The sequence below is a fragment of the Pseudomonas sp. P1_F1_2 genome, assembly GCF_056405815.1.
The window spans coordinates 21,463-32,795 of the sequence record NZ_JBFUBK010000068.1 but is presented as its reverse complement, the minus strand read 5'-3'; the positions used below and the strand labels follow the sequence as shown (position 1 = coordinate 32,795).

Below are 11,333 nucleotides of genomic sequence, written 5' to 3'. Positions count from 1 at the left end.
ATGCCAACACTGGTGCGGTCACCCGACTCGTCCTTGGCAGGATCGACGGTGATGCCCTGGTTGTTGTATTCGAGCAAAGCATTGCCATAAAACTGGAACAGGCCCTTCTTGAAGTTTTCTTCGAAGGTTTTCATCTGTGCCGGTGTGGCTTTGCGCGAGTACTTGACCGTCATGATGCTCTTGGAAATACCCTCGGCATCCACCACAGGTCCGACGATGGTGTTCAACGCCGTGTAGAAATCCTGCGGGTCCTGCTTGTACTTCTCTTTATTCGCCGACAGATCGGCAAGCATCCGAGTGGTGGTGTCCTGTACCAGATCGTGCGCGGAAGGCGCCGCCACGGCGTTAGCCACCAACGGCATCGCCGCGAGTAATACCAACAGGCCACGTCGCAAGGTAGAGATCATTCAAAAGCTCCTCATTTGGCGTCTTTACTRACGGTATTGAGCAGGAATTTMCCGATCAGGTCTTCSAGTACCAGCGACGACTGGGTGTCATGGATGGTYCCRCCATCCTTGAGCAAGGCTTCTTCGCCGCCCACGCTGATACCGATGTACTTCTCGCCCAACAAGCCAGCCGTCAGGATAGATGCAGTGGAGTCAGCCGGCAGGTTATCTACGCGCTTTTCCAGTTGCATGGTCACCCGACCGGTGAAGCTGTCGCGGTCCAGATCGATCGCCGTGACCTTGCCGATGGTCACACCGGCCATGGTCACTTTAGCTCTGACCGTCAAACCGGCGATATTGTCGAAGTATGCATAAAGTTTATACGTGTCGGTGCTCGGGCTCGGGGACAGGCCACTGACCCGCAAAGCCAGCAACAGCAAAGCCAGGATGCCAGCCAGCAAGAAAAGGCCGACACCGATTTCCAGGGTGCGGTTTTGCATCAGAAATCTCCAAACATCAAGGCGGTCAGAATAAAGTCCAGGCCGAGCACTGCCAAAGAGGCATACACCACGGTCTTGGTAGTGGCACGACTGATCCCCTCGGAAGTGGGCTCACAGTCATAGCCTTGGAATACGGCGATCCAGGTCACGACGAACGCGAAGACGATGCTTTTGATGATGCCATTGAGCACATCGTCAGTGAACGTCACGCTGTTTTGCATGTTCGACCAGTAGGAACCTTCATAGACGCCCAGCCAGTCGACGGCCACCCACGAACCACCCCAGATACCCACCACGCTGAAAATCATCGCCAGCACCGGCAGAGAAATGAAGCCGGCCCACAGGCGCGGGGCAACGATGTATTTGAGCGGGTCGACACCAATCATTTCCAGACTGGACAGCTGCTCGGTGGACTTCATGTTGCCGATTTCGGCCGTTAGCGCCGAACCGGCACGCCCGGCGAACAACAAGGCCGTCACGACCGGTCCCAACTCACGCAACAGCGTCAGCGCGACCATCTGCCCCACCGCCTGTTCCGAGCCGTAGCTGGACAGGATATTGAAGCCCTGCAGCGCTAGCACCATCCCGATGAACACCCCGGAGACCACAATGATCACCAGGGACATCACGCCAACGGAATGCAACTGCTTGATCAGCAGGCCAAAACCGCCGCCGATGCCACCGCGACCGAGCAAGGCATGAAACAGGAAAATCGTCGAACGTCCGAACACCGCCAGTGCGTCGATGGCAGAGTGGCCGAACCGGCGCACGCGTTCTATTAATGAAATCTTGCGCATCAACGCTTCCCCAGAAGATCTGCGCGGTAGTCCGTCGCTGGAAAGTGGTATGCAACAGGGCCGTCAGGTTCACCGGTCATGAATTGGCGGATCCGTGGTTCCTGGGAGTTCATCAGCTCCTCGGGAGTCCCCTGCCCCAATACCTGACCTTCGCCGACGACATAGATATAGTCGGCGATGCTCGCTGTCTCGGCCAGATCGTGGGACACCACGATACTGGTGATGCCCAGGGCATCGTTAAGCAGACGGATCAGACGCACCAGCACCCCCATGGCGATAGGATCCTGGCCGACAAATGGCTCGTCATACATGAGAATCTGCGGATCGAGAGCAATCGCCCGGGCGAGCGCGACACGACGCTTCATGCCGCCGGACAACTCGTCAGGCATCAGGTCGATGGCGCCACGCAAGCCCACGGCCTGCAATTTAAGCAGGACGATGTCGCGGATCATTTCTTCCGGCAGCTCGGTATGAACGCGCAGCGGGAAGGCGACGTTCTCGAACACATCGAGGTCGGTAAACAGGGCGCCGCTCTGGAACAGCACCCCCATGTGCTTGCGCGCATCGAACAGATCACTGCGCGACAACTTGGGCAGGTTCTGGCCGTTGACCCAGACTTCGCCCTTTGATGGACGCAATTGTGCGCCCATCAATCGCAGCAGCGTGGTTTTGCCACACCCGGAAGGCCCCATGATGCCGGTGACCTTGCCGCGCGGGATACGGATATCGACGTTATTGAAAATGCTGCGCGTTCCGCGCTTGAAGGACAGTCCCTTCAGCTCGACCGCGTAGGCGTTATCGGCACTCATCTAAACTCCTTGCGATGCAGCCTCTCACTCGGACGCCTGGCTCTCTGACGAAAGCACATACCTCCCCGGGCAGGCCGAACTGGCGGCGAACTATATCACTGCAAAGGCCAAGCGCCAAAGGCCCAAGCCAGACCATCTTGTGGCAAAAAGCCTCGTTTAGAGGGTATTCGGCAAGCGGGAATGACAAAGCGTGACGAACTTGCGTGAGGGTTTTGATCATTACCGCTATAATCGCCGCCTTTTCATCAGGCTATACGATTTCTGACATGAGCCAATCCAGCGACCTGATTCAATCAGCACAACGCACCATCCGCCTCGAACTGGAAGCCGTAGAAGGCTTGCTGCCCCATATCGACGCTGATTTCGTACGCGCTTGCGAGATGATTCTGGCCAGCAAAGGCCGCGTGGTAGTGGTCGGCATGGGCAAATCAGGGCACATCGGCAACAAGATCGCCGCCACCCTGGCCAGCACCGGCACCACGGCTTTTTTCGTGCATCCGGCCGAAGCCAGCCATGGCGACATGGGCATGATCACGCGCGACGACATCATCCTGGCCCTGTCGAACTCCGGCTCCACCAACGAAATCGTCACCCTGCTGCCCCTGATCAAGCGTCTGGGCATCCAATTGATCAGCGTGACCGGCAACCCGGATTCACCGCTGGCCAAGGCTGCCGAGGTCAACCTCAATGTTCACGTCGAACACGAGGCCTGCCCGCTGAATCTGGCACCGACCTCCTCCACCACCGCCGCGCTGGTCATGGGCGATGCCCTGGCCGTTGCATTGCTGGAAGCTCGCGGCTTTACCGCTGAAGACTTCGCCTTTTCCCACCCGGGTGGCGCGCTGGGTCGACGTTTGCTGCTGAAAGTGGAAAATGTCATGCACGCCGGACAAGAGCTGCCACAGGTTCAACGCGGCACCTTGCTCAAGGACGCCTTGATGGAAATGACCCGCAAAGGCCTGGGCATGACCGTGATTCTGGAAGCGGACGGCAAGCTGGCCGGGATCTTCACCGACGGTGACTTGCGCCGCACGCTGGACCGCAGCATCGATATCCATAGCGCTACCATCGATCAGGTCATGACCGCCCACGGCAAGACTGCCCGCGCAGAGATGCTCGCCGCCGAAGCCCTGAAAATCATGGAAGACCACAAAATCAACGCGCTGGTCGTGGTCGACAGCGAAGACCGTCCGGTCGGCGCCTTGAACATGCACGACTTGCTGCGTGCGGGAGTAATGTAATGAGCTCGGACCTGCTTCAACGCGGCAAACAGATCAAGCTGGCAGTGTTCGACGTCGATGGCGTGCTGACCGACGGGCGCCTGTATTTCCTTGAAGACGGCAGTGAATTCAAGACGTTCAACACACTGGACGGCCAAGGCATCAAGATGTTGATGGCAGCCGGCGTGCAGACCGCTATCATTAGCGGTCGCAAGACCCCGGTCGTTGAGCGGCGCGCAAAGAATCTTGGCATTCCCCACCTGTACCAGGGTCGTGAAGACAAACTGGTGGTGCTCGACGAACTGCTTGCCCAACTCAATCTAAGCTATGAACAAGTGGCCTACCTCGGCGACGACCTTCCAGACCTACCGGTGATTCGCCGCGTCGGCCTGGGCATGGCGGTCGCCAACGCAGCCAGCTTCGTGCGAGAACACGCCCACGGCATCACCCAGGCCCGTGGTGGTGAGGGTGCCGCTCGCGAATTCTGCGAATTGATCCTGCGTGCCCAGGGCCGCCTTGATGCGGCCAACGCTGCGTACCTGTGAGCCCATTATGCTAAGCAAAAAGTTTCGCAACATTCTGTTGTTCGGTTGCATTGCGGCGCTGTTCGCCGCAGTCGGCTACTGGAACATCAGCCCGGAACGCTTCCTCGACAAACCTGTGGTCAAGGTCGATGAAAGCGCGATCGACTATTACGCGCTCAACGCCCATAGCGTGCAGTTCCTGCCGGACGGCAAATTGCAATACGAAATGACGTCCGACAAGGTCGAACACCTGAAAGCGTCCGAAGTCACGCTACTGACCAATCCCGACCTGAACATGTTTCGCGGCACCCAGTTTCCCTGGCATGTCCAGAGCGAGCACGGAGAGGTCAACCCTGACGGCACTCAGGTCGAGCTGATCGATTCGGTACGCATCACCCGTTTCGACGAAAAAAACCGCAGGACCCTGATTACCACCACCCGTATGACTGTGTTCCCGCAGYAACAATATKCGCAGACCGACCAACCCGTTAGAATCGACGGCGCTGGCGGTGTATCGACAGGCAACGGAATGAAAGCGTACTTGAAAGAAAGCAGGATACACCTGCTATCGAACGTAAGAGGACAGTATGAGGCTCGTTAAAACTCTCCCTATTTTGCTCAGTCTGGGCGCAGCACTGGGAAGCGTGAGCGCCTGGGCTCTGCCGACCGACCAATCCCAGCCTATCCGCATACAGGCCGACGACGCCCAACTGGACGACAAGAACGGTATCGCCACCTATACGGGCGACGTAATCATCACCCAGGGCACGATGAAGGTCACCGGCAACAAAGTGACCATGACCCGCACTCCGACTGGCGACATCGACGTGGTGACTTCGGTGGGCAACCTCGCTTACTTCGAACAACTGCAAACCCAGGGCGACACCAAGCCTGTTCAGGGCTGGGGCGTCACCATCCAGTACCACGCCTCGCAAAACCGTGTCGTGCTGATCGACAAGGCAAAAGTTGTCGACAAGGACAACAACGTCACCCAAGGCGAGAAGATCGTCTACGACACGGCCAAAAAGCTTGCGAGCGCTGGTCGCGCCACGGGCAGCAAGGTCACTGAGGCGCGCCCGCGTATCGACATGGTGATCCAGCCGAAGAAGAAAACCGACGAGCAAAAGGCCCAGTAATGGCAACTCTGAAAGCTCAGCATCTGGCCAAGAGCTACAAGAGCCGCCAGGTCGTGCGCGATGTCAGCCTGTCGATCGACAGCGGTCAAATCGTCGGCCTGCTGGGCCCTAACGGCGCCGGCAAGACCACCTGCTTCTACATGATTGTCGGCCTTGTACAGGCCGATCAGGGGCGCGTACTGATCGACGACCTGGACGTCAGCCACCAGCCCATGCACGGTCGTGCGAAAGCCGGTATCGGCTATCTGCCGCAAGAAGCGTCGATCTTCCGCAAACTTTCGGTGGCCGACAACATCATGGCGATCCTCGAGACCCGCAAGGAGCTCGACAAGGCCGGACGTCGCAAAGAGCTGGAAAGCCTGCTGCAGGAATTCCATATCAGCCACATCCGCGACAACCTTGGTATGAGCCTGTCGGGTGGCGAACGCCGCCGCGTGGAAATTGCCCGGGCACTGGCGACTAACCCGAAATTCATCCTGCTCGACGAACCTTTCGCCGGCGTGGACCCGATTTCGGTCGGCGACATCAAACAGATTATCCACCACCTCAAGGCCAAGGGCATTGGCGTGCTGATCACGGACCACAACGTCCGTGAAACCCTGGATATCTGCGAAACCGCGTACATCGTCAACGATGGCCAACTGATCGCCGAGGGCGACTCTGCCACCATCCTTGCAAACGACCTGGTGAAAGAAGTCTATCTGGGCCATGAGTTCCGCCTGTAAGCATCGAGGTGTCTGGCTAGTCGACTGAGCTCCTGGCGCAATTAACACAGCAGTGTGTTTTTTATTGTTACGGCGCTCTAGGCAAACACTTCAGTTTCAGGCATATAATTTGCTTATGTTTGGCGCTCCGGCGCCCTGTAGTGGATGGCGCATGTGCGCCGGCGAATAAGGTGTTAAGCCCCTGCCATGAAACCATCGCTAGTCTTGAGAATGGGCCAGCAGCTGACGATGACACCGCAGCTGCAACAGGCCATCCGCCTGCTCCAATTGTCGACCCTGGACCTGCAACAGGAAATCCAGGAGGCTTTGGAGTCCAATCCRATGCTCGAACGCCAGGAAGAAGGCGACGACTTCGACAACGCCGACCCCTTGGCCGACAAAGCCGAGCAGCCACCCAACGCCGACATTCAGGAACCCTCCTATCAGGAAACCGCCCCCACGGTGGACAACCTCGAGGAAGGTGACTGGAACGAACGCATTCCCAATGAACTGCCGGTCGATACCGCATGGGAAGACGTTTACCAGACCAGCGCCAGCAGCCTGCCGAGCAACGATGACGACGAATGGGATTTCACCACTCGCACATCGGCCGGCGAGAGCCTGCAAAGCCACCTGTTGTGGCAACTGAACCTGGCACCGATGTCCGACACCGATCGCCTGATCGCCGTGACCCTGATCGACTGCATCAACAATCAGGGCTATCTGGATGAAACCCTCGAGGAAATCCTCGAAGCCTTCGATCCGGAACTGGACATCGAACTGGACGAAATCGAAGCCGTCCTGCACCGCATCCAGCAATTCGAGCCTGCCGGCATCGGCGCTCGCAACCTGGGCGAATGCCTGCTGCTGCAACTACGCCAGCTGCCAGCCAAGACGCCTTGGCTGGCCGAAGCCAAGCGTCTGGTCACTGACTACATCGATCTGCTGGGCAGCCGCGACTACAGCCAGTTGATGCGCCGCATGAAGCTCAAGGAAGACGAACTGCGCCAGGTCATCGAACTGGTCCAGAGCCTCAACCCGCGTCCCGGCTCGCAGATCGAATCCAGCGAAGCCGAGTACGTCGTGCCTGACGTTATCGTGCGCAAGGATAACGAGCGCTGGCTGGTAGAGCTCAACCAGGAATCGGTGCCAAAGTTGCGGGTCAACGCGCAATACGCCGGATTTGTCCGCCGTGCCGACACCAGCGCTGACAACACCTTCATGCGCAATCAGCTGCAAGAGGCCCGCTGGTTCATCAAGAGCCTGCAAAGCCGCAATGAAACCTTGATGAAAGTTGCCACCCAGATCGTCGAGCATCAGCGCGGTTTCCTGGAATACGGCGACGAAGCCATGAAGCCTTTGGTCCTGCATGACATTGCCGAAGCGGTGGGCATGCACGAATCGACGATTTCACGGGTAACCACGCAAAAATTCATGCATACCCCTCGGGGCATTTATGAGTTGAAATACTTTTTCTCCAGCCACGTAAGTACCTCCGAAGGCGGTGAATGCTCGTCCACAGCGATTCGCGCGATCATCAAAAAACTGGTTGCCGCGGAAAATCAGAAAAAGCCGTTGAGTGACAGCAAGATCGCTGGTTTACTGGAGGCACAAGGCATTCAGGTGGCTCGCCGCACCGTCGCCAAGTATCGCGAATCCCTGGGGATCGCGCCTTCGAGCGAACGTAAGCGGTTGATGTAGGGCCACGCCACAGCGTTCCAGTGGCAGGCATTTCTGCCTGCCGCTTTATGCACTGGCAACGAAGGAGAAGCTGTATGCAAGTCAACATCAGTGGACACCAACTGGAAGTGACCGAACCCCTGCGCACCTACATCGGCGAAAAACTCGAACGATTAGAGCGGCATTTCGACAAGATCACCAACGTGCAGGTCACGATGACCGTCGAGAAGCTGAAGCAGAAAATCGAAGCCACCCTGCATATTCCCGGCAATGAAGTGGTCGCCAACGCGGAACATACCGACATGTACGCAGCGATCGATTCACTGACCGACAAGCTGGATAAACAACTCAAAAAGCATAAGGAAAAGACCCAGAGCCTCCTCCAGGGTGCAACCGGTCGTTAACACTCCCAACCCATGATCCGACTTGAAAACATCCTGACCCCCGGCCGTTCCCTCGTGAACGTGCCGGGCGGCAGTAAAAAGAAAGCCCTCGAGCAAATTGCCAACCTGATCGCCCGGGAAGTGCCGGATCTGGAGATGCAAGATGTCTTCGAAGCATTGATCGCCCGTGAAAAACTCGGCTCGACCGGTTTTGGTAACGGCATCGCCATCCCCCACTGCCGTCTGAAGGGCTGCATCTCGCCCATCAGCGCCTTGATGCACCTTGACGCGCCCATCGATTTCGATGCCATCGACGGGGCCCCGGTTGACCTGCTGTTCGTACTGCTGGTCCCGGAAGCCGCCACCGATGCGCACCTTGAATTGCTTCGTCAAATAGCCAGCATGCTTGATCGCAAGGAAGTGCGGGAAAAACTGCGTAGTGCTCCGAGCAACGAAGCCTTGTATAAGGTTGTTCTGGAAGAGCAAAACGGTCAGTAATCATGCGCTTGATCATCGTCAGCGGCCGCTCCGGCTCGGGTAAAAGCACCGTACTCGATGTTCTCGAGGATAACGGCTACTACTGCATCGACAACCTGCCCGCCGGACTGCTGCCGGAACTGGCCGAGCGTGCGTTGATTCATACCGAATTGTCGCAACCACTGGTCGCCGTATCTATCGATGCGCGCAATCTGCCGAGCCATCTTTCGCGGTTTCCCGAGTTACTCGAGGAAGTCCGTAGCCGGCATATCAAATGCGATGTGCTGTACCTGGACGCCGACGTAGAAACCTTGCTCAAGCGGTTTTCCGAGACCCGCCGTCGTCACCCGCTGAGCACCGCCAATCGCTCGTTGGCCGAGGCGATCGAGGACGAAAGCAATCTGCTGGGCCCCATTGCCGACCTGGCCGATCTCAAAATCAACACGACCAACCTGAACCTGTATCAGCTACGCGACACCATCAAGCTGCGCCTGCTGAACCAGCCGGAAGCCGCCACCGCGTTCCTGGTCGAGTCCTTCGGATTCAAGCGCGGCATGCCGGTGGACGCGGACCTGGTGTTCGATGTGCGCTGCCTGCCCAACCCTTACTGGAAGCCGGAACTGCGAGCGCAGTCCGGGCTTGATCAACCGGTGGCCGAGTACCTGGCGGCTCAACCGGACGTCGAAGAGATGTTCCAGGACATTTCCACCTACTTGCTCAAGTGGTTGCCGCGCTTTGCTGCCAGCAATCGTGCTTATGTCACCATCGCCATTGGCTGCACCGGCGGGCATCACCGCTCCGTCTACCTGACCGAACGCTTGGGCCAGGTCCTGCAACAATCCCTGAAGAACGTCCAGGTCCGCCACCGCGACCTCAGCTAAAGGATCTACATCGCGATGCCTGCTCTGGAAATTGAAATCATCAACAAGCTGGGCCTGCATGCCCGCGCTTCTGCAAAATTTGTTGGCGTCGCCGGTGAATTCAAGGAATGCACGATCCGGGTCGGACGTACTCCCGATTCCATGGTGGACGGAAAAAGCATCATGGCGATGATGATGCTTGCCGCAGGCAAGGGAACGATAATTCACCTTAGTACCGAAGGTGAGCAAGCTGATGAAGCCTTGCAGGCGTTGGTGGATTTGATCAATGACTATTTCGGCGAAGGTGGTTAAGCACTCGTCTAGGCGAGTGCCGTATCCATCACCATCATCAAACAAAATCCGATCAACAAGCCAAGGCTCGCGAGTTTGTCATGACCATTGCGTCGCGACTCCGGGATCACTTCGTGGGTCACCACCAACAACATCGCCCCCGCCGCCAACGCCAATCCCAAAGGCAACAACAGTTCGGCAAGGCTTACCAGCCACGCGCACAACAGCGCGAATACCGGCTCGACCAGGCCTGATGCCGCACCCATCAGAAATGCCTTGATCCTCGACATCCCTGCCCCAGCCAGCACCAACGCAATCACCAGCCCTTCCGGCACATCCTGCAGCGCGATGCCCATGGCCAGGCTGTCCGCGTCCGGCATGCCACCGCCGGCAGAAACGCCGACGGCCATGCCTTCAGGGATGTTATGGGCAATGATGGCAAACACGAACAGCCAGATGCGTGGCGGAATCACCGGATGCTCAAGCGTGCCGATGAGCATTTCCGGTGAAGCGCTCGACACCTTGCGATCAACTAGATACAGACCAAACGCCCCGAGCATGATGCCGAAACAGATCAGTCCACTGGCCGACCACGGCGTCAGGCCGAGGCCTTCAGCGGCGGAAATGCCCGGCACGATCAGCGAAAATGCCGTCGCCGCCAGCATCACGCCGGCACCAAACCCCAGCAATGTGTCACTGAGCGCCTGGGGCATGCGCCGAATGACCAGCACCGGCACCGCACCGAGCGCGGTGCCGAGCGCGCAGATCGCACCGCCCTGCAACGCCCGCGACAGTCTCGGCTCCAGATCCAGCCACTCCAATCCGTGGGCGACCAACAACGTCATACCCGCCATCAGTAACAGCGATCCCACCGCGTAACGAAACATCCGCCCACTTCCGATCGCCAGTGTTTCAGTGCCCATAGTCAGCCTTGGATTGTTTTTATAGAGGACTTAAACCAGCGCGGCCTGATAGCGCGCAGCGACTTCGGGCCAATTGATGACGTTGTAGAAAGCATTGATGTATTCCGGACGGCGGTTCTGATAGCGCAGGTAATAGGCGTGTTCCCACACATCCAGACCAAGAATCGGCGTATTGYCGTTCATCAGCGGACTGTCCTGGTTGCCGCTGCTTTCCACCACCAGCGTTTTTTGTGGCGTGACACTCAGCCAGGCCCAACCACTGCCGAAACGGGTCAGCGCCGCTTTGGTGAACGCCTCTTTGAAACTGTCCAGACCACCCAGATGCTCATCGATCGCCTTGGCCAGTGCACCTTCGGGATTGCCGCCGCCGTGAGGTGCCATCACTTCCCAGAACAGCGAATGGTTCGCGTGGCCACCGCCCTGATTGATGACGGCGGCGCGCAGTGATTCCGGCAGCTGCCGGACGCTGGCGACCAGCTTCTCAACTGACCACTCGGCGAACTCCGTGCCCTCAACCGCGGCGTTGAGGTTGTTGATGTAGGTCTGATGGTGCTTGGTGTAATGGATTTCCATGGTCTGCGCATCGATGTGCGGTTCCAGGGCGTCATAGGCGTATGGCAAGGCAGGCAAGGTAAAAGCCATT

16 protein-coding genes are annotated in these 11,333 nt (G+C 58.0%); 10 read left to right on the top strand and 6 right to left on the bottom strand.

The annotated features are described in order from the left end of the window. The 4 genes from AC1D2P_RS19740 to AC1D2P_RS19725 all read right to left on the bottom strand — a co-directional run. On the bottom strand, positions 1-407 hold a 407-nt coding region (locus AC1D2P_RS19740), incomplete at its 3' end, for an MlaC/ttg2D family ABC transporter substrate-binding protein (protein ID WP_477811554.1). Positions 408-418: 11 nt separating this feature from the next. Further along, a complete protein-coding gene (gene mlaD / locus AC1D2P_RS19735; protein ID WP_046026814.1) occupies positions 419-886 on the bottom strand; it encodes an outer membrane lipid asymmetry maintenance protein MlaD in 468 nt (155 codons plus the stop codon). Next, positions 886-1,683 (bottom strand): lipid asymmetry maintenance ABC transporter permease subunit MlaE, encoded by a 798-nt coding sequence (gene mlaE, locus AC1D2P_RS19730; RefSeq protein WP_109787874.1) that lies wholly within the window; start codon positions 1,681-1,683, stop codon positions 886-888. Before mlaE ends, mlaD begins: the two co-directional genes overlap by 1 nt. Then, positions 1,683-2,492 (bottom strand): ATP-binding cassette domain-containing protein, encoded by an 810-nt coding sequence (locus AC1D2P_RS19725; RefSeq protein WP_109787873.1) that lies wholly within the window; start codon positions 2,490-2,492, stop codon positions 1,683-1,685. Before AC1D2P_RS19725 ends, mlaE begins: the two co-directional genes overlap by 1 nt. A 266-nt stretch (positions 2,493-2,758) precedes the next feature. Here AC1D2P_RS19725 and AC1D2P_RS19720 point away from each other — a divergent pair, with 266 nt between their 5' ends. The 10 genes from AC1D2P_RS19720 to AC1D2P_RS19675 all read left to right on the top strand — a co-directional run bounded on the left by AC1D2P_RS19720 (position 2,759) and on the right by AC1D2P_RS19675 (position 9,788). Further along, complete coding sequence (locus tag AC1D2P_RS19720) at positions 2,759-3,733, top strand: KpsF/GutQ family sugar-phosphate isomerase (RefSeq protein ID WP_007942750.1); 975 nt, start codon at positions 2,759-2,761, stop codon at positions 3,731-3,733. After that, the gene (locus tag AC1D2P_RS19715) at positions 3,733-4,257 is read left to right on the top strand and encodes a KdsC family phosphatase (protein ID WP_046026817.1); all 525 of its coding nucleotides are present in this window, start codon (positions 3,733-3,735) and stop codon (positions 4,255-4,257) included. Before AC1D2P_RS19720 ends, AC1D2P_RS19715 begins: the two co-directional genes overlap by 1 nt. Positions 4,258-4,264: 7 nt before the next feature. After that, on the top strand, positions 4,265-4,837 hold the full coding sequence (lptC, locus tag AC1D2P_RS19710; RefSeq protein ID WP_477811553.1) for an LPS export ABC transporter periplasmic protein LptC: 573 nt from the start codon (positions 4,265-4,267) through the stop codon (positions 4,835-4,837). Next, positions 4,824-5,372, top strand: a complete 549-nt coding sequence (gene lptA / locus AC1D2P_RS19705) for a lipopolysaccharide transport periplasmic protein LptA (protein WP_046026819.1) — start codon at positions 4,824-4,826, stop codon at positions 5,370-5,372. The genes lptC and lptA overlap by 14 nt, the downstream gene beginning before the upstream one ends. Then, complete coding sequence (gene lptB / locus AC1D2P_RS19700; protein WP_045061453.1) at positions 5,372-6,097, top strand: LPS export ABC transporter ATP-binding protein; 726 nt, start codon at positions 5,372-5,374, stop codon at positions 6,095-6,097. Before lptA ends, lptB begins: the two co-directional genes overlap by 1 nt. 186 nt (positions 6,098-6,283) lie before the next feature. After that, entirely contained in the window at positions 6,284-7,777 is a 1,494-nt protein-coding gene (locus AC1D2P_RS19695) for an RNA polymerase factor sigma-54 (RefSeq protein ID WP_109787870.1), read from the top strand. Between the two features lie 74 nt (positions 7,778-7,851). After that, positions 7,852-8,160, top strand: coding sequence for a ribosome hibernation-promoting factor, HPF/YfiA family (gene hpf / locus AC1D2P_RS19690; protein ID WP_046026821.1), 309 nt, complete (start codon positions 7,852-7,854; stop codon positions 8,158-8,160). Positions 8,161-8,172: 12 nt separating this feature from the next. After that, positions 8,173-8,637 carry a PTS IIA-like nitrogen regulatory protein PtsN gene (ptsN, locus tag AC1D2P_RS19685; protein WP_046026822.1) on the top strand — a complete coding sequence of 155 codons (465 nt, stop codon included), beginning with the start codon at positions 8,173-8,175 and terminating at the stop codon, positions 8,635-8,637. Between the two features lie 2 nt (positions 8,638-8,639). Then, positions 8,640-9,497, top strand: coding sequence for an RNase adapter RapZ (gene rapZ, locus AC1D2P_RS19680; RefSeq protein WP_109787869.1), 858 nt, complete (start codon positions 8,640-8,642; stop codon positions 9,495-9,497). 15 nt (positions 9,498-9,512) lie between these two features. Then, on the top strand, positions 9,513-9,788 hold the full coding sequence (locus AC1D2P_RS19675) for an HPr family phosphocarrier protein (protein WP_223523727.1): 276 nt from the start codon (positions 9,513-9,515) through the stop codon (positions 9,786-9,788). A gap of 8 nt (positions 9,789-9,796) precedes the next feature. Here the strand turns inward: AC1D2P_RS19675 and AC1D2P_RS19670 are convergent, their stop codons facing one another. Together AC1D2P_RS19670 and AC1D2P_RS19665 are read right to left on the bottom strand one after the other, a co-directional pair. After that, positions 9,797-10,690 carry a ZIP family metal transporter gene (locus AC1D2P_RS19670; protein ID WP_046026825.1) on the bottom strand — a complete coding sequence of 298 codons (894 nt, stop codon included), beginning with the start codon at positions 10,688-10,690 and terminating at the stop codon, positions 9,797-9,799. 30 nt (positions 10,691-10,720) lie between these two features. Next, on the bottom strand, positions 10,721-11,332 hold the full coding sequence (locus AC1D2P_RS19665) for a superoxide dismutase (protein WP_477811552.1): 612 nt from the start codon (positions 11,330-11,332) through the stop codon (positions 10,721-10,723). Between the last annotated feature and the right edge of the window lies 1 nt (position 11,333).

Coding starts and splice junctions, on each gene's coding strand:
- mlaE (WP_109787874.1), bottom strand. CDS start 1,683: ATGCGCAAGATTTCATTAATAGAACGCGTGCGCCGGTTCGGCCACTCT.
- AC1D2P_RS19725 (WP_109787873.1), bottom strand. CDS start 2,492: ATGAGTGCCGATAACGCCTACGCGGTCGAGCTGAAGGGACTGTCCTTC.
- AC1D2P_RS19720 (WP_007942750.1), top strand. CDS start 2,759: ATGAGCCAATCCAGCGACCTGATTCAATCAGCACAACGCACCATCCGC.
- AC1D2P_RS19715 (WP_046026817.1), top strand. CDS start 3,733: ATGAGCTCGGACCTGCTTCAACGCGGCAAACAGATCAAGCTGGCAGTG.
- lptA (WP_046026819.1), top strand. CDS start 4,824: ATGAGGCTCGTTAAAACTCTCCCTATTTTGCTCAGTCTGGGCGCAGCA.
- lptB (WP_045061453.1), top strand. CDS start 5,372: ATGGCAACTCTGAAAGCTCAGCATCTGGCCAAGAGCTACAAGAGCCGC.
- hpf (WP_046026821.1), top strand. CDS start 7,852: ATGCAAGTCAACATCAGTGGACACCAACTGGAAGTGACCGAACCCCTG.
- ptsN (WP_046026822.1), top strand. CDS start 8,173: ATGATCCGACTTGAAAACATCCTGACCCCCGGCCGTTCCCTCGTGAAC.
- rapZ (WP_109787869.1), top strand. CDS start 8,640: ATGCGCTTGATCATCGTCAGCGGCCGCTCCGGCTCGGGTAAAAGCACC.
- AC1D2P_RS19675 (WP_223523727.1), top strand. CDS start 9,513: ATGCCTGCTCTGGAAATTGAAATCATCAACAAGCTGGGCCTGCATGCC.
- AC1D2P_RS19670 (WP_046026825.1), bottom strand. CDS start 10,690: ATGGGCACTGAAACACTGGCGATCGGAAGTGGGCGGATGTTTCGTTAC.